This window comes from Micromonospora sp. NPDC047812 (assembly GCF_040704175.1).
GTDB lineage: Bacteria > Actinomycetota > Actinomycetes > Mycobacteriales > Micromonosporaceae > Micromonospora.
Genome location: NZ_JBEYRY010000001.1, coordinates 1,006,901 through 1,026,783, shown reverse-complemented (window position 1 = coordinate 1,026,783; position 19,883 = coordinate 1,006,901). Strand labels below are relative to the sequence as shown.

The 19,883-nt window shown below is 75.0% G+C and carries 22 protein-coding genes; 13 read left to right on the top strand and 9 right to left on the bottom strand.

Annotated features, from left to right (window positions below):
• Positions 1-288: a mycothiol system anti-sigma-R factor gene (gene rsrA / locus AB0883_RS04665; RefSeq protein WP_366639441.1), complete on the top strand. Its 288-nt coding sequence runs from the start codon at positions 1-3 to the stop codon at positions 286-288.
• A 136-nt stretch (positions 289-424) separates the two neighbouring features.
• Here the strand turns inward: rsrA and AB0883_RS04660 are convergent, their stop codons facing one another.
• Entirely contained in the window at positions 425-556 is a 132-nt protein-coding gene (locus AB0883_RS04660) for a hypothetical protein (protein ID WP_255421071.1), read from the bottom strand.
• A gap of 264 nt (positions 557-820) precedes the next feature.
• On the opposite strand from AB0883_RS04660, the gene AB0883_RS04655 reads away from it, so the two are divergent.
• Complete coding sequence (locus AB0883_RS04655; protein WP_199729539.1) at positions 821-1,042, top strand: biotin/lipoyl-binding carrier protein; 222 nt, start codon at positions 821-823, stop codon at positions 1,040-1,042.
• Positions 1,039-1,548 (top strand): GNAT family N-acetyltransferase, encoded by a 510-nt coding sequence (locus AB0883_RS04650; protein ID WP_366639439.1) that lies wholly within the window; start codon positions 1,039-1,041, stop codon positions 1,546-1,548. Before AB0883_RS04655 ends, AB0883_RS04650 begins: the two co-directional genes overlap by 4 nt.
• A gap of 24 nt (positions 1,549-1,572) precedes the next feature.
• On the opposite strand, the gene AB0883_RS04645 is transcribed toward AB0883_RS04650, so the two are convergent.
• Positions 1,573-3,384 (bottom strand): tetratricopeptide repeat protein, encoded by a 1,812-nt coding sequence (locus tag AB0883_RS04645; protein WP_366639437.1) that lies wholly within the window; start codon positions 3,382-3,384, stop codon positions 1,573-1,575.
• 185 nt (positions 3,385-3,569) lie between these two features.
• On the opposite strand from AB0883_RS04645, the gene AB0883_RS04640 reads away from it, so the two are divergent.
• Both AB0883_RS04640 and AB0883_RS04635 read left to right on the top strand, forming a co-directional pair.
• Positions 3,570-4,601, top strand: a complete 1,032-nt coding sequence (locus tag AB0883_RS04640; RefSeq protein WP_366640289.1) for an SIS domain-containing protein — start codon at positions 3,570-3,572, stop codon at positions 4,599-4,601.
• Positions 4,602-4,626: 25 nt separating this feature from the next.
• The gene (locus tag AB0883_RS04635; RefSeq protein ID WP_366639436.1) at positions 4,627-6,228 is read left to right on the top strand and encodes a histidine kinase N-terminal domain-containing protein; all 1,602 of its coding nucleotides are present in this window, start codon (positions 4,627-4,629) and stop codon (positions 6,226-6,228) included.
• A 13-nt stretch (positions 6,229-6,241) separates the two neighbouring features.
• On the opposite strand, the gene AB0883_RS04630 is transcribed toward AB0883_RS04635, so the two are convergent.
• On the bottom strand, positions 6,242-7,666 hold the full coding sequence (locus tag AB0883_RS04630; RefSeq protein WP_366640288.1) for a glycosyltransferase family 39 protein: 1,425 nt from the start codon (positions 7,664-7,666) through the stop codon (positions 6,242-6,244).
• 625 nt (positions 7,667-8,291) lie between these two features.
• Here AB0883_RS04630 and AB0883_RS04625 point away from each other — a divergent pair.
• The 4 genes from AB0883_RS04625 (at position 8,292) to AB0883_RS04610 (ending at position 11,801) form a co-directional block, all read left to right on the top strand.
• The gene (locus tag AB0883_RS04625) at positions 8,292-10,007 is read left to right on the top strand and encodes a nitrite/sulfite reductase (protein WP_366639434.1); all 1,716 of its coding nucleotides are present in this window, start codon (positions 8,292-8,294) and stop codon (positions 10,005-10,007) included.
• Positions 10,004-10,162: an IS1 family transposase gene (locus AB0883_RS04620; RefSeq protein WP_121399684.1), complete on the top strand. Its 159-nt coding sequence runs from the start codon at positions 10,004-10,006 to the stop codon at positions 10,160-10,162. Before AB0883_RS04625 ends, AB0883_RS04620 begins: the two co-directional genes overlap by 4 nt.
• Positions 10,159-10,944 carry a phosphoadenylyl-sulfate reductase gene (locus AB0883_RS04615; protein ID WP_366639432.1) on the top strand — a complete coding sequence of 262 codons (786 nt, stop codon included), beginning with the start codon at positions 10,159-10,161 and terminating at the stop codon, positions 10,942-10,944. The genes AB0883_RS04620 and AB0883_RS04615 overlap by 4 nt, the downstream gene beginning before the upstream one ends.
• 77 nt (positions 10,945-11,021) lie before the next feature.
• Positions 11,022-11,801 (top strand): CbiX/SirB N-terminal domain-containing protein, encoded by a 780-nt coding sequence (locus AB0883_RS04610; RefSeq protein ID WP_366640287.1) that lies wholly within the window; start codon positions 11,022-11,024, stop codon positions 11,799-11,801.
• A gap of 97 nt (positions 11,802-11,898) precedes the next feature.
• Here AB0883_RS04610 and AB0883_RS04605 read toward each other — a convergent pair whose 3' ends face one another.
• Both AB0883_RS04605 and AB0883_RS04600 read right to left on the bottom strand, forming a co-directional pair.
• Positions 11,899-12,156: a WhiB family transcriptional regulator gene (locus AB0883_RS04605; RefSeq protein ID WP_007072794.1), complete on the bottom strand. Its 258-nt coding sequence runs from the start codon at positions 12,154-12,156 to the stop codon at positions 11,899-11,901.
• Between the two features lie 451 nt (positions 12,157-12,607).
• On the bottom strand, positions 12,608-13,558 hold the full coding sequence (locus tag AB0883_RS04600; RefSeq protein ID WP_366639430.1) for a diacylglycerol kinase family protein: 951 nt from the start codon (positions 13,556-13,558) through the stop codon (positions 12,608-12,610).
• A 43-nt stretch (positions 13,559-13,601) separates the two neighbouring features.
• Between AB0883_RS04600 and AB0883_RS04595 the strand changes: the two genes are divergently transcribed.
• Positions 13,602-13,991: a hypothetical protein gene (locus tag AB0883_RS04595; protein WP_121400127.1), complete on the top strand. Its 390-nt coding sequence runs from the start codon at positions 13,602-13,604 to the stop codon at positions 13,989-13,991.
• Between the two features lie 37 nt (positions 13,992-14,028).
• On the opposite strand, the gene AB0883_RS04590 is transcribed toward AB0883_RS04595, so the two are convergent.
• The 3 genes from AB0883_RS04590 to sodN all read right to left on the bottom strand — a co-directional run bounded on the left by AB0883_RS04590 (position 14,029) and on the right by sodN (position 15,446).
• Entirely contained in the window at positions 14,029-14,436 is a 408-nt protein-coding gene (locus AB0883_RS04590) for an ATP-binding protein (RefSeq protein ID WP_121400125.1), read from the bottom strand.
• 24 nt (positions 14,437-14,460) lie between these two features.
• Entirely contained in the window at positions 14,461-14,979 is a 519-nt protein-coding gene (locus AB0883_RS04585; protein ID WP_366640285.1) for a GNAT family N-acetyltransferase, read from the bottom strand.
• Positions 14,980-15,041: 62 nt separating this feature from the next.
• Positions 15,042-15,446: a superoxide dismutase, Ni gene (gene sodN, locus AB0883_RS04580; RefSeq protein WP_091103276.1), complete on the bottom strand. Its 405-nt coding sequence runs from the start codon at positions 15,444-15,446 to the stop codon at positions 15,042-15,044.
• An 86-nt stretch (positions 15,447-15,532) separates the two neighbouring features.
• On the opposite strand from sodN, the gene AB0883_RS04575 reads away from it, so the two are divergent.
• The 3 genes from AB0883_RS04575 to AB0883_RS04565 all read left to right on the top strand — a co-directional run bounded on the left by AB0883_RS04575 (position 15,533) and on the right by AB0883_RS04565 (position 18,255).
• The gene (locus tag AB0883_RS04575; RefSeq protein WP_366639427.1) at positions 15,533-15,883 is read left to right on the top strand and encodes a S24 family peptidase; all 351 of its coding nucleotides are present in this window, start codon (positions 15,533-15,535) and stop codon (positions 15,881-15,883) included.
• A 140-nt stretch (positions 15,884-16,023) separates the two neighbouring features.
• Positions 16,024-17,199: an NADP-dependent malic enzyme gene (locus AB0883_RS04570; RefSeq protein ID WP_366639425.1), complete on the top strand. Its 1,176-nt coding sequence runs from the start codon at positions 16,024-16,026 to the stop codon at positions 17,197-17,199.
• 93 nt (positions 17,200-17,292) lie between these two features.
• Positions 17,293-18,255, top strand: a complete 963-nt coding sequence (locus AB0883_RS04565; RefSeq protein ID WP_366639423.1) for a zinc-binding dehydrogenase — start codon at positions 17,293-17,295, stop codon at positions 18,253-18,255.
• Positions 18,256-18,532: 277 nt separating this feature from the next.
• On the opposite strand, the gene AB0883_RS04560 is transcribed toward AB0883_RS04565, so the two are convergent.
• Positions 18,533-19,513, bottom strand: a complete 981-nt coding sequence (locus tag AB0883_RS04560) for a chlorophyllase (RefSeq protein WP_366639422.1) — start codon at positions 19,511-19,513, stop codon at positions 18,533-18,535.
• Positions 19,514-19,883 lie beyond the last annotated feature (370 nt).

The following is a 19,883-nucleotide window of genomic DNA, read 5'->3' as shown; positions in this document are numbered from 1 at the left end:
ATGAGCTGTGGAGATCCGCACGAGACGGATTGCCGCGAGGTCATCGCGGAGGTCTACCTCTACCTGGATCTGGAGTGCGCCGAGGAGCGGCGCGCGCTGATCCGGCACCATCTCGACGAGTGCGGGCCGTGCCTGCGCGAGTACGGCATCGAGCAGGAGGTGCGGGCGCTGGTCGCCCGCTGCTGCGGCAACGAGACCGCGCCCGACCAGCTGCGGGAGCGGCTGCGGCTGCGCCTCACCGAGCTGGTGGTCTTCGAGGGCACCGAGTCGAAGGAGCTGGCCGACTGAGGTCGGGCGGATGCGGCAGCCGACCGGGGTCGGTGCCCCCGCAGACGACGGACGCCGGTGGCCCGGGTCGTGACGACCCGGGCCACCGGCGTCCGCGCTGACTGGTCGACGCCGGGCCGTGGGGCCCGACCGCCGGTCAGGAGTTGGGGCGCTTGCCGTGGTTCGCGCCGCTCTTCTTGCGGGCCTTCTTCTTGCGGGCCTTCTTCGCCATGGTGACCTCCTCGTGATGGTCGGATCCCGCCTGCGCGCGATCTCGGCGCCGGTGCACGCACCGGTCCTCCCGGCGCCGGGGTCCGACCCGCTGATGCTAGTGCGGCCGGCACCCGCCGTCGTCCGCCGGGGCCGTCGCCGTACGCCACGCCGCACGACACGCCGGAGAACCGCCACCCGCCCCACCGGATCCGCCGCCGGCCGGGGCGCCGGGGCGGGCCCGGCCCGGAGTCGATCATCCACCCGGCCCGGGCCGCTCCACGCCCGCGGAGGTCACCCGCATGATTGGATACGTCGGCAGGCAACCGCGAGAGGGAGGGCCCTGAAGATGGCCGAGGAGATCCGCGCCGAGATGGTGGCGAACGTCTGGAAGGTCGTCGCGTCGGCCGGGGACACCGTGTCCGAGGGGGACACGCTGGTGATCCTGGAGTCGATGAAGATGGAGATCCCGGTCGTGGCCGAGTCCGACGGTGTCGTCAAGCAGCTCGCGGTCAACGAGGGCGACGTCGTGCAGGACGGTGACCTGATCGCGGTGATCGATTGACCGGCCTCTCGGTCCGCCGGGCCGGGCCGGCCGACTTCGCGGCGGTGGCCCGGCTGACGGTCGCCGCGTACGAGGCGGACGGCCAGCTCAAGAACGAACACGGCTACGCCGCCGTGCTCGCCGACGTGGCGTCCCGGGCCGGGGACGGCGAGGTGCTCGTCGCCGTCGACGACGCCACCGGCGCGCTGCTCGGCTCGGTGACCTTCGTCCTGCCCGGCACCCGCTACGCCGAGCTGTCCCGGGCGGGCGAGGCGGAGTTCCGGATGCTGGCGGTGGACCCGGCCGCGCAGGGGCGGGGCGTCGGCGCGGCGCTGGTCGAGGCCTGCGTGTCGCGGGCGACCGAGCTGGGCTGTTCCGCCGTGGTCATCTGCGTCCGCAGCGGCTTCGCCGCCTCCGCCCAGCGGCTCTATCGACGTCGCGGCTTCGTACGGACGCCCGAGCTGGACTGGGCGCCCCTGGACGGGGTGCGACTGCTCGGCCTCCGGCTGGAGCTGACGGGCGCCTGAGGCGCCGCAACCACCGGCGACGGTTCACCGGCGCCTGAGGCGCTCCCAGAGGCGACGCAGGCGGGGACGCGGCCGGGGGACCGGGGCGGTGGCCGTCAGCGCGGTGGCCAGGGCCGCCGTCTCCGGGTCCAGGGCCGGGCTCGCCAGCGACAGGTGCGCCAGCGACGGCGCGATCGGCACCGGGCGGGTCCGGGCGACCGCCGCCGCGTCGGTCAACCGCTCGCTGACCACCCGGGCCACGTCGGGGCGTACCGCCGGGTCGACCCAGGCGGCGGTGACCAGGGCGAACAGGGCCGCCTCGGTGACCCAGTCCTCGACCCCCCAGACGAGGTCCAGCAGGACCCGGCGCCGGGTCGACTCCGCCCACGGCTCGTCGGTGCGGTGGTGCAGCAGGCCCAGGCACGCCCATACCTGGACGCAGCGCACCCAGAGCGAGGGGTCCTGCCCGAGTACCCGGCCCAGCGCGGTCGGCGGCGCCTCCGGCGGGTGCGCCAGCAGGCCGAGCAGGTCGGCCAGTTCCAGGGTGGCCAGGCCCACCGCCGCGTCGTACGCCGCCGGCGGGTGCGGCCACGCCGGGTGGGCGAGCTGCCGCAGCCGCGCCGCCGCCTCCGCCGAGGGCGCCGCCACGGCGGGCACGACCGTCGTCCCGTCGTGGCGCCAGAGCTGCCGGGCGGTCGCCCGCCGGGGCTCGCGCGGGTCCGGGTCGGGCACGCCGGCCACCTCGATGCGCAGCCCGGGCGCGGCCGTCGCGGCGGTACGCAGCGCGCTGGGCGGCGCGGGCGAGTCCAGCCGTACGGCGCCGAGGCCGACGCGCTCGTCGGTGACGGCCTGGCGCAGCGCGTCCACCACCGGCCCGGTCGCCGGGGTGACCTGCCCCAGCCAGGGCCGGCCCCGGCAGCTCTCGGCCAGGTCGCCGTGCTCGTGCGTGTCGTCGGGATGGTCCCGGACGAAGTCGGCGAGCGCGACCAGGTGCGCCACGTCGCCGTCGCGCTGGTGCCGCAGCCGGTGGGCGGTGTGCACGGCGCACTCGAAGGAGGGGTCCCGGGCCAGCGCCCGGTCTATCCAGCCGAGCGCCTCGTCGAGCCGCCCGTTGTCGGCGAGCGTGCCGGCGATGTCGGCGTAGACGGTGAGGTCGTCGGGGTCGTGCGCGACGGCGCGACCGAGTGCCGCCAGCGCCTCCCGGGTGCGCCCGGCGCTGCGGTACGCGTACCCGAGCCACACCTCGCCGATCTTCGACGGCTCCGCGCGTACGCCCCGGGCGGCCCAGCGGATCGCCAGGTCGACCTCGCCGACCCGCCGGGCCAGCGCGGACGCCGCGCCCAGCAGCAGGCCGTGCCCGGGGTGGACGGTGACCGCGTTGCGGGCCAGCGCCAGGTAGGGGGCCAGGGCGGCCCGGCCGGCCCGGGGCACCGGGTCGGCCACGGCGGCGCAGACCTGCATCAGGATCCGGGCGGCCCGGTCCGGTTCGAGGCGCTCGGCGAGTTCCGGGGTGGTCACCCACGGCACCCCGGCCCAGTCCGTCCCCGGCGCGTGGCCGGTCGCCGCGACCAGCAGGTCCAGCCCTTCGGCGGGCCGGCCGGCGGCGGCGAGTAGGTGCGCGCGGGCCACGACGGCGCCGACGAAGGCGTGGCCCTGGAGCGGGAAGAGGTCGACGCCGCCCGCCCCGTCGGCGGCGGCGAGCCGGGCGAGGGTCTCGTGCACCTCGGGCAGGGTCGGGGCCTGGGCCAGCGCGGCGGCGACGTGACCGGCCGCGTGTGGCAGGTCGCCGTCGTCCATGGCGAGGCGGGCCAGGGCAAGTTCCTCCGCCGCGGACAGCGACCGGTCGTCCTCGGGCACGTCGTCCTCTCGCTGGTCGGTCGGTGGGGTCGGGCAAGCCTAGGTGATGTTGCGCCGAGATGGTGATCATCTGCGCACTACTGCTCGTTCAATTGCTCGGGCCAACTCAAACGTGCAAGACTGAGCAGGAAACGCGCGGCAATCGCGCAGTGGGAGGAGTTTCCGTGACGCGTGCAGGGGCTGGCATGGCGGCCGACATCGACGAGCAGCCGGCGGGCTACGAGCGGCTGCTCTCCGCCGAGCACGCCGGGGCGATCGCCCGGGTGGCGGCGGTCATCGCGCAACGCCGCCCGCGGCACGTGGTCTTCACCGCCCGGGGCACCTCCGACCACGCGGCCCTCTACGGGGCGTACCTGACCGAGATCCGCCTCGGCCTGCCCGCCGGCCTCGCCTCGCCCAGCGTCGTCACCCTCTACGGCGCCCGGCCGGACCTCTCCGACGCGCTGGTCGTCGGCGTCAGCCAGAGCGGCGGCTCGCCCGACCTCGCCGAGGTGCTGCGGACCGCCCGCGCCTCCGGCGCGCTGACCCTCGCGGTCACCAACGCGCCCGACTCCCGGCTGGCCGGCGTCGCCGAGCTCAGCGTCGACATCGCCGCCGGGCACGAGCGCGCGGTGGCCGCCACCAAGACCTACACCGCCGAGCTGCTCGCCCTGCTGATGCTCGTCGAGGGCATCCGGGCCGGCGACGGCGCGCTGCCCGCCGCCGAACGCGAGGCGCTCGCCGCCCTGCCCGAGCTGGCCGCGCGCACCCTGGAAGACCCCACCCCGGGCCAGCTCGCGCCCCGCTACCGGTTCGCCGGCCAACTCGTCACCACCGGTCGCGGGTACGCGTACCCGACCGCCCGCGAGGCCGCGCTGAAGCTGATGGAGACCTCCTACCTGCCGGCGCTGGCGTTCTCCGGCGCCGACCTGCTGCACGGCCCCCTCGCCATGACCGACCCGGACGTGCCGGTGCTCGCCGTGGTCGGCTCCGGGCCGGGCGGCCGGTCGATGGGCGAGGTGCTGCCCCGCCTCGGCGAGCGCCGCGCCGACGTGGTGGTGGTCGGCTCCGCCGACGTCGAGGGCGCCACCCGGATGGCCGTCCCCGAGGTCGACGAGCGGTACGCGCCGCTGCTGGACATCCTGCCGTTGCAGCGCCTGGCGCTGGCGCTGGCGCTCGCCCGGGGCGAGGACCCGGACGCGCCGCGCGGGCTGAAGAAGGTCACCGCGACGATGTGACGCCCGGCGTGGCACGCTGGTCGACGTGTCCACGCTGCGCAACCTCGCCGAGGAGCACACCCGCCTCCGTCCGGCCGACATCGACCACCTGCACCGGATCGCCGGCGACTGGCAGTTGCTCTCCGACCTGTCCTTCGCCGACCTGCTGCTCTGGGTGCCCGTGGACGGTGACGGGGCGTTCCTCTGCGTCGCCCAGGTCCGGCCGACGACCGCGCCCACCGCGTACCTGGACGACCAGGTGGGGCGGATCGTCGGCGGGCCCGAGGTGGCGCACCTGGAGGTGGCCCACCGGCAGGGCCGGATCTGGCGGGAGGGCGACCCGGTCTGGTACGGCGACGTGCCGGCCCGGCACGAGGCGATCCCGGTCCGGCTGCGCACCACCGACGGGGAGGCCGGCGAGGTGATCGCCGTGGTGGGGCGGGACACCAACCTCTCCACCGCGCGCACCCCGAGCCAGCTGGAGCTGAACTACCTCACCACCGCCGACGACCTGGCCCAGATGATCGCCGACGGGACCTTCCCGCCGCCGCGGCATCCCGGGGAGACCACGTCGGCCCCGCGCGTCGGCGACGGGCTGGTCCGGCTCGACGCCGGCGGCAAGGTCACCTACGCGAGCCCGAACGCGCAGTCGGCGTACCGGCGGTTGGGCTACGCCTCCCACCTGGTGGGCGAGGACCTGGCGGCGCTGCACCGCCGGCTGGCGAGCGACCCGCTGGAGGGCACGGACGCGGCGAACGGCATCCTCGCCGCGCTGCGCGGTGAGGCGCCGCCCCGCCGGGAGATCGACGCGCGCGGCGCGACGATGCTCACCCGGGCGCTGCCGCTGATGCCCGCCGGGGTGCCGATCGGCGCGCTGGTGCTGGTCCGCGACATCACCGAGGTACGCCGCCGCGACCGCGCCCTGATCACCAAGGACGCCACCATCCGGGAGATCCACCACCGGGTGAAGAACAACCTCCAGACCGTCGCCGCCCTGCTGCGGCTCCAGGCCCGCCGGGTGTCCATGCCGGAGGCCCGGGTCGCCCTGGAGGAGTCGGTACGCCGGGTCGCCTCCATCGCGCTGGTGCACGAGACCCTCTCCATGTCCAGCGACGAGGCGGTCGAGTTCGACGGCATCGTCGACCGGGTGGCCAGCGCCGCGACCGAGGTGGCCGCGACGGAGGCCACGGTCGGCATGCGGCGCGAGGGCAGCTTCGGCGTACTTCCCGCCGAGGTCGCCACGTCGCTGGTGATGGTGCTCAACGAGCTGCTGCTCAACGCCGTCGAGCACGGCTTCCCGCCCGACACCGAGACGCCCGCCGGCCCGACCGGGCCCGGAACCCCCGCCCCGGGAACGCGGGCCCCGGCCGCGGCCGGGCCATCCGCCCGGCCCGCCCCGGAGGTGGTGTTGTCGGCGCACCGGTTCCGCAAGATGCTGCACGTCTCGGTCACCGACAACGGGCGCGGGCTGCCGCCGGACTTCGACGCCGAGCGGGGCGGCAACCTCGGGCTGCAGATCGTCCGCGCGCTGGTCACCGGCGAGCTGCGCGGCACCATCGAGCTGCGCGACGGCGCGAAGGGCGGCACCGAGGCGACGCTCGTCGTTCCGCTGGTGCGCAACGCCCCCGAGGGCCGCCCCGCCGGCTGACCCGGGGTGCGGGTCAGCGGGTGAGCAGGGCGACGGTCAGTCCGGGGCGCGGCCAGACCCGTACGACGGTGTAGTCGGCGCGCAGCGCGTCGCCCTTGGCGCCGGCGACGGCGGCCAGCGGATCGTCGCGGCGACCGGCCACGACCAGCCAGACCCGCTCCGCGCCGGCCAGGCACCCGGCCGGGTGGGGGCACTCGGCGGCCCACAGGTCGCCCCGGCGGGCCTGGTCCTCCGTCACCAGCACGTCGCGGGGCCGGCGGTCGCCCAGGTGGTACGCGAGACCCAGGTCGAGGAAGAGCCAGCTCTGCCGGGGGGAGTAGACGACCGCGTCGCCCGGCCGCTGGCCGTCGGCGACGATCCGGGCCGCGCCCCGGTAGTCCACCGTCGCGCTGCGCGGCCACTCGTGGGTACGCCGCAGCGCCGCCTGGTCGGGCAGCCCGAGCAGCCCGGCCAGGGCGACGACGGCCAGCGCGGGCGGCAGCGGCACCGTCGCCAGCGCCGCCCCGGCGAGCAGGCAGCCGAAGGGCACCACGAAGACGAGGTACCGGGGCACCCAGAGCGGTACGACCAGCCCCGCGGCGAAGAGCAGCAGCACGGGCAGCAGCACGGCGAGCCCGGGCAGCAGGGCGCGCCGGCCCAGCCGTGCCGCGCCGAGCGCCGCGAGGCCCACCAGCACCCCGCCCACCACGCCGCTCTGCGCCACCCCGCCCGCGAGGGCGGCCAGGTCGTCGGGACGGGCGGTCGCCACCCAGCCGAGCTGTCGGGAACGCTGTTCCCTGGCGAGCAGCACCAGCGGTGCCAGCAGCAGCACGGTGGGCAGCAGGGCGAGCAGCCAGCGCAGCGGGCGGTTCGGCGGCCCCGTACGACGGCCGGCGAGCACCGCCACCGCGTGCGCGGCGAGCAGGGTGAGCGCGACCAGGTGGGTGAGGCCGAGCGCGGCCACGGCGGCGGCGTACCCGGCCCAGCGCGTCCACCGGGGCCGGGCCATCGCCTCGACCAGCAGCAGGGTCGCCAGCACCGCCAGGAGGGTGGCCAGCGCGTACGGGCGGGCCTCCTGGCCGTACCGCGAGGTGCCCGGGAGCACCGCGAGGAGCAACCCGGCGAGCAGCCCGGCCCGGGCACCGAGCAGGCGCTGCCCGAGCAGCGCGGTGAGCCCGGCCGTGGCGGCCATGGCCAGTGCGGCGGGCAGCCGCAGCGCGGTCACCGAGTCGCCGAAGACGGCCACCCAGGCGTGCATGAACAGGTAGTAGGGGCTGGTGGCGGCGTCGATGGTGCCGGCGAGCCGGACGAGTTCCCCGGGCGACCGGCTCGCCGCGCTCCAGGTGGCCAACTCGTCGCGCCACGGCTGCGCGTGGTCGATCCCGGTCAGCACGACGGCCAGGGTGACAAGTGCCGGCGCGATCCAGACCAGCCGGCCCGTGCGGTCCGGCCCGCCCACCGCCTCGCGCACCGGCGGGACGTGGTCGCCGGGCGGGTCAGCGGAACCGGTCACATACCGCAGCGTCACACAGTCCGGCCGTCCGGTGCGCCGATCCGCCGATCGGGCGCCGGCGGCAGCCCTCGACCGTGACCCGTGCCTCCCGCCGGCTCGCCGTCGCCCACACCGGGATGACCGGCGACGCGCCGGCGGTCAGGGTCGACGTGGTGGACTCGACGGCCGCCGGGGACGCTTCACGCTGATCCGCAAGGCGACCGGCCACGCGGCCGCGAGACGGGTGGCGCCCGCCGGTGGAACCCGGCCCCCGACCGGTCTCGCCGCGTCCCCGTGGGCGCGGCCCGTGATGTGGGATCCCACACGCGGTCTTTGGCCGGCCCCCACCAGGTGTGGCAGCATGACTTCCATGACCGCCGCTGTCGTCCGCCGCTTCGTGGCCCGTCGCCACGTCGACTACGGCCGCGTGCGCAGCGCGATCTGTCCGGCCCACTGACGACGCCCGACCAATCTGTCTCGGGCGCGCGCCTCGCGCCGGCTGTTCCGACACCGTTGTCGCCAGCCCGTTCCGACGGGCCGGCCGCGCGCCTTGCGTGTACCCGAGGCACCGCAGACAACGGAGGACGCCGCCATGGCGGTCAGCAGCATCCCGGCCCGGGCCGGGGACCCGACGTCCCCCCGACCGGCGCGGACCCCCCGCCGGCCCCGAGGTGAAGGTCAGTGGGCGCTCGGTCACCGCGAGCCGCTCAACCCCAACGAGCGGATCAAGAAGGACGACGACCCGCTGAACGTACGGGCCCGGATCGAGAACATCTACGCCCACCGAGGGTTCGCCTCGATCGACCCGCAGGACCTCCGGGGCCGATTCCGCTGGTGGGGCCTCTACACCCAGCGCAAGGCGGGCATCGACGGCGGCCGTACGGCCGTGCTGGAGCCGCACGAGCTGGAGGACGAGTTCTTCATGCTCCGGGTCCGGGTGGACGGGGGCGAGCTGAACCTGGCGCAGCTGCGGGTGGTCGCGGACATCTCCCGCGAGTTCGCCCGGGACACGGCCGACATCACCGACCGGCAGAACATCCAGTACCACTGGATCCGGGTCGAGGACATGCCGGAGATCTGGCGTCGCCTGGAGTCCGTCGGCCTGCAGACCACCGAGGCGTGCGGCGACTGCCCCCGGGTGGTGCTGGGCAGCCCGGTCGCCGGGGTGGCCCGCGACGAGCTGCTCGACCCGACGCCGGCGGTCGACGAGATCGTCCGCCGGTACGTGGGCGACAAGGCGTACTCCAACCTGCCGCGCAAGTTCAAGACCTCCATCTCCTGGCTGGTCGACACCCCGTACGAGGCGAACGACATCTCCTTCCTCGGGGTGGACCACCCGGACCACGGGCCCGGCTTCGACGTCTGGGTCGGCGGCGGCCTGTCCACGAACCCGATGCTGGCCCAGCGGCTCGGCGTCTGGGTGTCGCTGGACGAGGTGCCGGACGTCTGGGCGGGCGTGGTCGGCATCTTCCGCGACTACGGCTACCGCCGGCTGCGCAACCGGGCCCGGCTGAAGTTCCTGGTCGCCGACTGGGGCGTGGAGAAGTTCCGCGAGGTGCTGGAGAAGGAGTACCTGGGCCGGGCGCTGCTCGACGGCCCGGCCCCGCAGCTGCCCGACCGGCCGGTGGACCACATCGGGGTGCACCCGCAGCGCGACGGCCGCCACTGGGTGGGCGCCGCCCCCGTGGTGGGCCGGGTCTCCGGCGGGCAGCTCGCCCGCCTGGCCGACGTGGTCGAGGCGCACGGCAGCGGGCGGGTGCGGCTCACCCCGTACCAGAAGCTGCTGGTGCTGGACGTGGCGCCGGAGCGGACCGACTCGCTGGTGCGCGAGCTGCGCGGGATCGGTCTGGAGGCGCAGCCGTCGGCCTGGCGGCGCGGCACGATGGCCTGCACCGGCATCGAGTACTGCAAGCTGGCCATCGTCGAGACCAAGGCGCGCGGCGAGGAACTGGTGGCCCGGCTGGAGGAGCGGCTGCGTGACTTCGACGCCGACATCTCCATCCACCTCAACGGCTGCCCCAACGCCTGCGCCCGCACCCAGGTCGCCGACATCGGCCTCAAGGGCCAGCTGGTGGTCGGCCCGGACGGCCGGCAGGTGGAGGGCTTCCAGGTCCACCTCGGCGGCGGGCTCGGCATGGCCGAGGGACAGACGGCCGGGTTCGGCCGCAAGCTGCGCGGTCTGAAGACCACCGCCGAGGAGCTTCCGGCGTACGTGGAGCGGCTGGCCCGGCGTTACCTGGCGGGCCGGGAGGCGGGCGAGACGTTCGCCAACTGGGTGATCAGGGTCGACGAGGAGGAACTCCGATGAGCGAAACCCGTTCCGCGCCGCTGTACTGCCCGTACTGCGGCGAGGAGGACCTGCGGCCGAGCGAGGCCGGCCACGGCGCCTGGGAGTGCCACGCGTGCGCCCGGGTGTTCACGGTGAAGTTCACCGGCCTGCTCGGCCGGGCGGTGGCCCGGTGAGCGGGGGCACGGGCGAGCGGTCCGGCCTCGTCTCGGCGGCGGGCCTGGGCCTGGTCGGCCTGGGCGCCCCGGCACCGGCCGACGCGGCCCGGCGCGATCCCGACGAGCTGCGCGCGCTGGCCGAGCGGGCCGGCCGGGAGCTGGAGGGCGCGCCCGCGCTGGAGATCGCGCGCTGGGCGGCCGAGACCTTCGGCGACCGGTTCTGCGTCACCAGCTCGATGGCCGACGCCGTGCTGGCCCACCTGGTCTCCCGGGTCGCCCCGGGCGTGGACGTGGTCTTCCTCGACACCGGACTGCACTTCCCGGAGACGCTCCGGGTCCGCGACGAGGTGGCCCGGACGCTGCCGGTGAACGTGCGGTCGATCCGGCCGCGCCTGACCGTGGGCCAGCAGGACGGCCAGTACGGCCCGCGCCTGTTCAACAAGGCCCCGGACGACTGCTGCCAGCTGCGCAAGGTGGAGCCGCTGGAGCGGGCGCTCGCCGGCTACGACGCCTGGGCCGCCGGGCTCCGCCGGGACGAGTCGCCGACCAGGGCGAACACGCCGGTGGTGACCTTCGACGCGCGCCGGGGCAAGGTCAAGGTCAACCCGATCGCGGCCTGGCGGCAGGCCGACGTGGACGCCTACGTCGCCCGCTGGAACGTGCCGGTCAACGAGCTGTTCAAGCAGGGCTACGGCTCGATCGGCTGCTGGCCCTGCACCCGCCGCACGAAGGCGGGGGAGGACCCCCGGGCCGGCCGCTGGGCCATGTTCGAGAAGACCGAGTGCGGACTGCACGTCTGACCGGGCCGGTCCCGGGCTCTCCCGTGCCGGGGGCGCCCGGGCCGTGGGGACCGGTCGGGCTGTCGCGACCGCCCGGGCTGGCGGGGGCGGCCGGGTCGCCGGGGGTGGCCGACCCGGTGGTCCTGGTCGCCCACGGCAGCCGCGACCTGAGGGCCGCCGAGGCGACCCGGGCGCTGGCCCGGGCCGTGTCGGCCGCCCGGCCGGGCACGCCGGTGCTGGCGAGCTGGCTGGACCACACCGAGCCGGGACCGGCGACCGTGCTGCGCAACCTGGCCGCCGCCGGGCACCCGCGGGCCGTGCTGGTGCCGCTGCTGCTCACCGCGGCGTACCACCGGCGGGTGGACGTCCCGGCGGCGGTCGCGGCCGCCCGGGAGGCGGGGCCACCGATCGCGGTACGGGTGACCGACGTGCTCGGCCCGGCCGACGGGGAGGTGGACGCCGGTCTGCTGGCGGGTCTGCGCCGGCGGCTGGGTGAGGCGGGGCCGGGGCGCTTCGACGGGCTGGTGCTGGCCGCGGCGGGCACCAGGGACGCCCGGGCGCGCGGGTCGGTGGGCCGGGTGGCCGCCGCGCTGAGCGCCGTTGTCGGCGTGCCCACCCGCGTGTCGTACGCCTCGGCGGCCCCGCCGGCCGTCGCGGCGGCGGTGGCGCGGCTGCGGGCCCGGGGCGCCGGGCGGGTGGCGGTGTCGGCGTACTTCCTGGCTCCGGGCCTGTTCCACGACGCTGTCGCCACGGCTGCCCGGGACGCCGGTGCGGTGGCGGTGTCCGCCCCGCTGACCGACGCGCCGGAGCTGGCCGATCTGGTCCTGCGGCGCGTGGACGCCGTGAGCCGGGTGGCCGGGCTCACAGCCGGTCCATGATCGGAGGTCGACTCCGTCGGGTACAGCAGACGGCGTGTGGACAGCAGTACGCCCCGGCGGGCGTACCCGGCCGGGGCGTATCGCTGGTGCGTGGGGATCAGGCGGAGTGAGCGCGCAGCACCCGGAGGCCACCGCGGCGCTTGACAGCCCGCCGCTCCTCCTCGCTCATCCCGCCCCAGACGCCGGCGTCCTGACCGGACTCCAGCGCCCACTGCAGGCACTGGTCGGTCACGGAGCAGCGCCGGCAGACGGCCTTGGCCTGCTCGACCTGCAGGAGAGCCGGCCCGGACGTCCCGATCGGGAAGAACAGCTCCGGGTCCTCGTCGCGGCAGACAGCATGGTGACGCCAGTCCATGGCGGCAACACTCCTCATTCTGGGTGGGTGGCAGATATTGCTTCTGTTGCTTTTCCTATATGCATCCGCAGCGCCGAATGGTGACGGTTCGCGTACGCCTATTCGGCAGTGCGTGAGCAGGCTGTGTCGGCCCCGCGGACCTGCTGGAACAGCTCAACCTGACGAGCATATCCAGGCAATGTCCCGGTAACTCAAGTTCGCTTGTGAATACTTTCACGAACGCCCGGGATGTCAAGGGTGACGCTCGGAAAAACTCCGGGCGGTGAGCAAGCCCACAACCCCTTTGTCCGGATTCCAGCGCCTTCCTGGTTACCCGGCGTACCACTGTCGAGGATCAATATAGTACAGTCCGCGTGACATTGCTGACATTTCCGGCACCTGCCCCTCGGTGTGGCGGCCGTCGCATCGGTCCGGTGGCGCGACCGCGTCGACCTACGGCAGTACCCGAGACCTAGCAGATTACTCTCAGTGCGGCGGGAATGGATGTGAATCTGACTTTCTCCCGCTCGCCAAGGTAGTCGCCGTCGAGCTGGAACGCCTGCGGACGGGCCGAGACCAGGGTGAACTCCGCGACATCGTGCAGCCGCAGCACCTGGCGGCCGTGCGGATCCGGCGTCCGGGAGAAGAACTGCGTCACCGTGCGTGTCGTGCTGGCCACCCGGAGCTGCCGCAGCGCGAGCACGTCCAAGCCCAGATCGAACGACGCCTCCGGGTTCGGGTTGACCTCGCGGTCGCCCAGGTACGTCCACGGCGCGGTGTTCTGGATGATGACCGTCGCCAGCTCGCCCTCCGCCGGCTCACCCGGGCGCTCCAGGCTGATCGCCGGATGGCGGCGGTCGGAGTTGAGGAAGTACTGGGCCACGGTGGACCGGAAGTAGAGGGAGGGGGTCGAGACCCGGCCCCGCCGGCGGGCCTGCTCCACCCGGTGGATGACCGCCGCGTCGACGCCGAAGCCCGCGCAGAAGGTGAAGTAGCGGTCGTCGGCCCGGCCGAGCCCGATCGTCCGGTACCGGCCCAGCCGCAGGCCCTCCAGGATCATGCTGGTCCCGTCCGGCCAGTCCCGGGGCAGGCCCAGCGCCCGCGCGAAGACGTTCGTCGAACCTCCCGGCACGGTCGCCAGGGCGGGCAGCCGCTCGGCCGGCGTGGCGCCGTCGGGAAGGGTCGGCGGCTGCGCCGTCATCAACCCGTTCACGACCTCGTTCACCGTGCCGTCGCCACCCAACGTGACGACGACGTCGACGCCCTCCTCGGCCGCCTCGCGCGCCAGGTCGGTCGCGTGCCCCCGCCGCCGGGTGTAGCGCACGGAGAGGTCGACTTCGCTGCGCAGTGCCCGGACCAGGACGTCCCGGCTGCGCTCGCTGGTGGTGGTGGCCTTCGGATTGACCACCAGGACGGCCCGCATGGGCGGCACTGTACCGCGCTCCACCACGGGTATCGTGGCGCGCGTGACCATCGACTCCGACCCGATCCCCGTCACCCTCCGCTGGGCGGTCCGGTTGCTGCGGGCCGAGGCGGTCGCCGTGGGACTGGTCGCCGCGTGGCTGCTCTGGGCCGATCTCACCGCCACCACCACCGACCTCACGTCGGCGTTGCTCGTGACCGCGTTCGCCATCGGCGCGGCGGCGGCCCTGTGGGCGCTGGGCGGCGCGCTGACGCGCCGGAGGGCGGGAGCCCGGGCCCCGGCGATCGTGCTCCAGCTGATGCTGCTGCCGATCGGCTGGTTCATGGTCCAGGGCGGGATGGCGTGGCTCGGCGTACCGCTGATGGCGCTCGGCCTCGGCATGACCGCTCTGCTGGTCAGCACCCCCACCACCCGGGCCCTCGGCTTCGAGTGACCCCGCCGGGCCGCGTGGGCGCGGCACCGGGCGGCGGTCAGTAGCCGGAGGCGCGGCGGGTGAGCAGCGAGATGGTGGCTCGGCCGTCGGCGGCCGTCGCGGCCGCCGAGGTGGTCAGCGCGGTGAGCACCTTCCAGGCGAAGGACGACTCGGCGGGGAGCGTGGCACCACGGACGGTCGGCACGGTCACCTCCACGGTGAGCGCGTCGTCCGTGACCGCGAAGCGGCAGTCGAGCTCCGCGTCGCGGGTGGCGATGGCGAGCAGCATCGCGCACGCCTCGTCGACGGCGATGCGCAGGTCCTCGATCTCGTCGAGGGCGAACTGAAGTCGCGCCGCGAGCCCCGCGGTGGCGGTGCGTAGCACCCCGAGGTAGCCCCCGTCCGCGGGCACGGTGAGGTGCACGACGTCGTCGTCGGTCGTCGGCTGCCCGGTCAGTTGAGTCACCACTCATCCCCCCGGTCGGGGACTCTACCCGCTCGGTCGCCCGGACGTGTGGGGACCGCCACGTTCCTGTGCGGCGAGGGCGGTCAGGGCGTCCCCGCTGAGCCGGTAGGGGACCCACTCCTTCATCGGCTGCGCGCCGATCGAGGCGTAGAAGCTGGCGGCCGGGTTCCAGTCGATCATCCACCACTCCAGGCGCTGGTAGCCCCGCTCCACGCAGATCGCGGCCAGGGCGGCCAGCAGCGAACGACCCGCCCCGGTGCCGCGCGCGGCCGGGCGGACGTAGAGATCCTCCAGGTAGATGCCGTGCACGCCGGCCCAGGTGGAGAAGTTGAGGAACCAGAGCGCGAACCCGATCGGCTGGTCCCGGCCGTCCACCGCCACGTGGCCGTGCAGCGCCGGGGCCGGGCCGCGACTGCTCCGGCCCGGCGCGTCCGACGCCGCGCCGCGACCCGGGGCGGCCCCGAACAGGGCGGCGGTGAGCTGCTCCTCGGTGAGGTGGCACTGGTCGGCGGCGCGTTCGTACTCCGCCAGCTCGTGCACCATGGCGACGACGGCCGGCACGTCCTCGGGACGTGCCGGCCGGATCGTCGGCGGACCGGTGAGGGTCACGCCTTCTTGGTCTCCCAGAAGATCTTGGAGATCTCGTCGATCTTCTGGAGCAGCTCGTCGGCCTTGGACGGGTCGGTGCCGCCCTTCGCGCCGGCGGCACCGGCCAGCTTGGTGGCCTCGTTGAACAGCTGGTGCAGGTGCGGGTACTTCTCGAAGTGGGCCGGCTTGAAGTAGTCGGTCCACAGCACCCACAGGTGGTGCTTCACCAGGTCGGCGCGCTGCTCCTTGATCAGGATGGCGCGGGTGCGGAACTCGGGGTCGGTGTTGGCCTGGTACTTCTCGCAGATCGCCTTCACCGACTCGGCCTCGATCCGGGCCTGGGCCGGGTCGTAGACGCCGCAGGGCAGGTCGCAGTGGGCGCTGGCGGTCACGCGGGGCGTAAGGATGCGCGGAAGTCGCATCAGGATCCTCCATGGGAAGTTTGCGATGATCCAAGACGACATTACTCCTGGACGCGCTCCGGGGAGGCCGGGTGGAGGGGAAACCGATGGGGACCGATTACCCGGCGGTGGGCCCCCGGTTGCGGTGGCCGCTGACCGCCGTCCTGGTGACCGGTCCGTCCATGTCGCCCACGCTGCGGCACGGCGACGCGGTGCTGGTCCGCCCCGGCGGCCGGGCGGTCCGCCCCGGCGACGTCGTGGTCGCGGTCTTCCGCAGCCGTCCCGACCTGCTCGTGGTCAAACGCGCGGTCCGCGCCCAGGACGGCGGCTGGTGGCTGCGCGGCGACAACGACCTGGTCACCGACGATTCCCGGGCGTACGGGGTGGCCGACGTGCGGGGCCGCGTGGTGGCCCGCTACTGGCCCCGGCCCGCCCGGGTGCGCCCGCATCGGATATGACCCCGCTCACACCGGTGTGACGGTGGCGACACTATGCTCCACACGTGCCCGGGTGACCCCCGCACCGCGTGCCGCCGCTCGGCGCCTCACCTCGCGTCCGCGCCGGCCGCCCCGTCTGCTCGACAGATCCTGGAGTCACCATGTCATCGTCCACCGTGGACCCCGCTGATCCCGTCTTCCGGCTGCACCAGGGCGGCAAGATGGCCGTCGCCTCGACCGTCCCGCTGACCAGCCGCGAGGACCTCTCCCTCGCGTACACCCCGGGCGTGGCCCGGGTCTGCGAGGCGATCGCCGCCGACCCGACGCTCGCCGACGACTACACCTGGGCGTCGCACACCGTCGCGGTCGTCACCGACGGCTCGGCCGTACTCGGGCTCGGCAACATCGGCCCGCGCGCGGCGCTGCCGGTGATGGAGGGCAAGGCGGTGCTGTTCAAGCAGTTCGCCGGGGTCGACGCGGTGCCGGTCTGCCTGGACACCCAGGACGTCGACGAGATCGTGGCCGTGGTGCGCGCGCTGGCCCCGTCGTTCGGCGGGATCAACCTGGAGGACATCAGCGCCCCGCGCTGCTTCGAGGTGGAGCGCCGCCTCGACGAGGCCCTGGACATCCCGGTCTTCCACGACGACCAGCACGGCACCGCGATCGTCGTGCTCGCCGCCCTGCGCAACGCCGCCAGGCTGCTCGACCGCAAGCTGGGCGACCTGCGGGTGACGGTCAGCGGCGCCGGCGCGGCGGGGGTCGCGGTCACGAAGATGCTGATCGCCGGCGGCGTGAACCCCGACCAGGTGGTGGTCTGCGACTCCAAGGGGATCATCGGCCGGCACCGGTCCGAACTGACCGGCACCAAGGCCGAACTGGCGGCGAGCACCAACGCCGGCGGTCGCGAGGGCGACGTCACCGAGGCGCTGCGCGACGCGGACGTGCTGATCGGCGTCTCGGGCGGGCAGATCCCGGAGGCGGCGGTCGCCGGCATGACGCCCGGCGGCATCGTCTTCGCGCTGGCCAACCCGACGCCCGAGGTTCACCCGGAGGTGGCCGCCCGGCACGTGGCGGTCGTCGCCACCGGCCGCAGCGACTACCCCAACCAGATCAACAACGTGCTGGCCTTCCCGGGCGTGTTCCGGGGCGCGCTGGACGCCCGCGCCACCCGGATCACCGAGGGGATGAAGGTCGCCGCGGCCGACGCCATCGCCGGCGTGGTGGCCGAGTCGCTCACCGCCGAGGCGATCGTCCCGTCCCCGCTCGACCCCCGGGTCGCCCCCGCGGTGGCCGAGGCGGTGGCCGAGGCCGCCCGCCGCGACGGCGTCACCCGCTGACGGTGTGAGAAGGGCCCTTCCCCGTCGCCCGGCGGCGGGGAAGGGCCCTTCCCCGCGTCGCCGCCCTTCTTGTCGGGGGCCCGGCTTGTTACCGTGCCGATCATGCGTGCCGCCTTCGCCTCCCGCTTCGACGACGCCAACCCGCTCGCCGCGCTCGCCGTCGGCGAGCAGCCCGAGCCGACCCACCCGGCCGACGACTGGGTGACCGTGCAGGTGCGGGCCAGCTCCCTCAACCACCACGACCTCTGGTCCCTGCGGGGGGTGGGGCTGCGCGCCGAGCAGCTCCCCATGATCCTCGGCTGCGACGCCGTCGGGGTGGACCCGGACGGCAACGAGGTCGTCGTCTACCCGGTGATCCCCACCCCCGGCGACCCGCGCGGCGTCTCCATCCTCTCGGAGCACTTCCCCGGCACGCTGGCCGAGCGGGTCGCCGTACCCCGGTCGAACCTGTTGGCCCTGCCGGCGGGCCTGGCGGCGGCGGACGCGGCCTGCCTGCCGACCGCCTGGCTGACCGCCTGGCGGATGCTGACCACCGTGGGCCGCGTCGACGACGCGGACGCCGTGCTGGTGCAGGGCGCCGGCGGGGGCGTGGCCACCGCGGCCGTCGCGCTCGCCGCCGCGATGGGCAAGCGGGTGTACGCGACCAGCCGCGACGCCGCCAAGCGGGAGCGGATCGCCGAGCTGGGCGCGACCGCCGTCGAGCCCGGCGCCCGGCTGCCGGAGCGGGTCGACGTGGTCGTCGAGACGGTCGGCGCGGCCACCTTCGACCACTCGCTGAAGTCCGCCGCGCCGAAGGCCCGGATCGTGGTTTCCGGCGCCACCGCCGGGCACGAGCCGAAGGTCAACCTGCGCCGGGTCTTCGCCATGCAGCTGGAGATCCTGGGCACCTCGATGGGCACCCCCGACGAGCTGGCCGCCCTGCTCGCGTTCTGCGCCGAGCGCGGCGTACGCCCGGTGGTGGACACCGTGGTCCCGTTCAGCGAGGTCGCCGACGCCTTCGCCCGCCTGCACTCCGGCGACGTGTTCGGCAAGGTCGTCGTCGACCACACCGCCTGACCGGCGCAGTGGCTGGCCGCCTGGGCCGGATGTCGTCGCCCCCGGGCGGTCGTCGCGCTCCGACGGCCGGTGCCCGGGCGGCCGTCGCACTCCGAGGGTCGGTGCCGGGTGGACGGTGCCCGGGCGGTCGTCGCGCTTCAACGGTCGGTGCCCGGGTGGCCGGCGCCCGGGTGGTCGGTGTCCGGGTGGTCGGTGTCCGGGTGGCCGGCGTCCGGGTGGCCGGCGTCCGGGTGGCCGGCGTCCGGGTGGCCGCGCGCGGGTGTCCCCTCCGCCGGGGTCAGAGACGGTTGTCGAGGGTGGCGATGTCGTCGCGGGCGGCGTCGGTGGGGATCCGGCCCTTGGCGGCCGGGTCGCCGTAGAGCGACCAGCGCAGGAACTCGACGGTGGTGTCCGAGACCACCCGCAGCGCGGCGCCGTCGCTGAGCAGCGCACGGCCGTGGTCGCCCTTCGGCAGGCTCAGCATCGCCTTCGGCCAGGGCACCCTGTCGTAGGCGGCCTTGCCGGCGGCGTACTCGACCACCTCGTCGGCCTCGCCGTGCACGAAGAGCTGCGGTGCGGCGGCGCCCGCGAAGGCGGTACCGACGCCGAGCGCCGTGCCGGCGAAGACGACCCCGGCGTCCAGCCGCTCGTCCCGGCCGGCGGTGAACAGGCCGATGGTGGTCACCCCGCCGGCCGAGTGCCCGGCCGCCGCCACCCGGTCCGTGGCCAGCCGGCCGCGCAGCGGGTCGCCGGCGCGGGCGTCGAGGGCGAGCACCTGGGTCAGCACGTACGACACGTCGGCCGGCTGGTTGAGCACGTCGAGCACGTTGCCGTCGCCACCCCGGGAGGTGTGCGGGAAGGTCGGCGCGGCCACCACGAACCCGGCCGCCGTCCAGCGGGTGAGCAGCGTCTCGTAGTCGGCCGGCCGCCCGTTCAACCCGTGGCTGAACATGACGACGGGAAATTTGCCTTTGGCGGCGTCCGCCGACCGCTCCGGCTGCCCGCCGGGCTTCCCCGCTGCCGGGTACCAGACGGTCACCGGCAGCGGTCGCTTCCCGTCGCGGTTCAGCTTCAGCTGGCGTACGCCGACGGCGAAGGCCTTGTCGGGCGCGGTGCCGGCGGGCACCTGCGGGGTGGGGGCGGCCGCCTGCGCGGGCGGCGCCGGGGCCGTCACCTGCGGAGCCGCCTGCGGGGCCGGCCCGGCGTCGTCGGAGCAGCCGACCAAACCGGCGGTGAGCAGTGCGGAGGCGAGCAGGGCGGGGGTGACACGACGCGGCATGGACCGATTGTGCCTCGCGGCTCGCCCCCGCCCACCGGGCATCGACGCGCACGCCCCGCCCACACCCGTAGCGCCCCACCCGTAGCGCCGCACCCTGCCCGCCCTCCGTGGCGCCGCACCTCGCCCGCCCTCCGTGGCGCCGCCTCTCGCCCGCCCTCCGTAGCGCCGCACCCTGCCCGCCCTCCGTAGCGCCACACCTCGCCCGCCCTCCGTGGCGCCGCACCTCGCCCGCACTTCGTAGCGCTGCACCTCGCCCGCCCTCTGTGGCGCCGCACCTCGCCCGCACCCCCGTAGCGCCCCCGGTGATCAGGACGGCATGGACGTATCCCGGCCCGTTTGAGGTACATGACGTCCTGATCACCGTTGGTCC

What these genes read in the sequence shown, in the direction of transcription:
- rsrA (WP_366639441.1), top strand. Translation starts at nt 1, where the DNA reads ATGAGCTGTGGAGATCCGCACGAGACGGATTGCCGCGAGGTCATCGCG.
- AB0883_RS04640 (WP_366640289.1), top strand. Translation starts at nt 3,570, where the DNA reads ATGGCGGCCGACATCGACGAGCAGCCGGCGGGCTACGAGCGGCTGCTC.
- AB0883_RS04625 (WP_366639434.1), top strand. Translation starts at nt 8,292, where the DNA reads ATGGCGGTCAGCAGCATCCCGGCCCGGGCCGGGGACCCGACGTCCCCC.
- AB0883_RS04620 (WP_121399684.1), top strand. Translation starts at nt 10,004, where the DNA reads ATGAGCGAAACCCGTTCCGCGCCGCTGTACTGCCCGTACTGCGGCGAG.
- AB0883_RS04605 (WP_007072794.1), bottom strand. Translation starts at nt 12,156, where the DNA reads ATGGACTGGCGTCACCATGCTGTCTGCCGCGACGAGGACCCGGAGCTG.
- AB0883_RS04600 (WP_366639430.1), bottom strand. Translation starts at nt 13,558, where the DNA reads ATGCGGGCCGTCCTGGTGGTCAATCCGAAGGCCACCACCACCAGCGAG.
- AB0883_RS04585 (WP_366640285.1), bottom strand. Translation starts at nt 14,979, where the DNA reads ATGGTGCACGAGCTGGCGGAGTACGAACGCGCCGCCGACCAGTGCCAC.
- sodN (WP_091103276.1), bottom strand. Translation starts at nt 15,446, where the DNA reads ATGCGACTTCCGCGCATCCTTACGCCCCGCGTGACCGCCAGCGCCCAC.
- AB0883_RS04575 (WP_366639427.1), top strand. Translation starts at nt 15,533, where the DNA reads ATGGGGACCGATTACCCGGCGGTGGGCCCCCGGTTGCGGTGGCCGCTG.
- AB0883_RS04570 (WP_366639425.1), top strand. Translation starts at nt 16,024, where the DNA reads ATGTCATCGTCCACCGTGGACCCCGCTGATCCCGTCTTCCGGCTGCAC.
- AB0883_RS04560 (WP_366639422.1), bottom strand. Translation starts at nt 19,513, where the DNA reads ATGCCGCGTCGTGTCACCCCCGCCCTGCTCGCCTCCGCACTGCTCACC.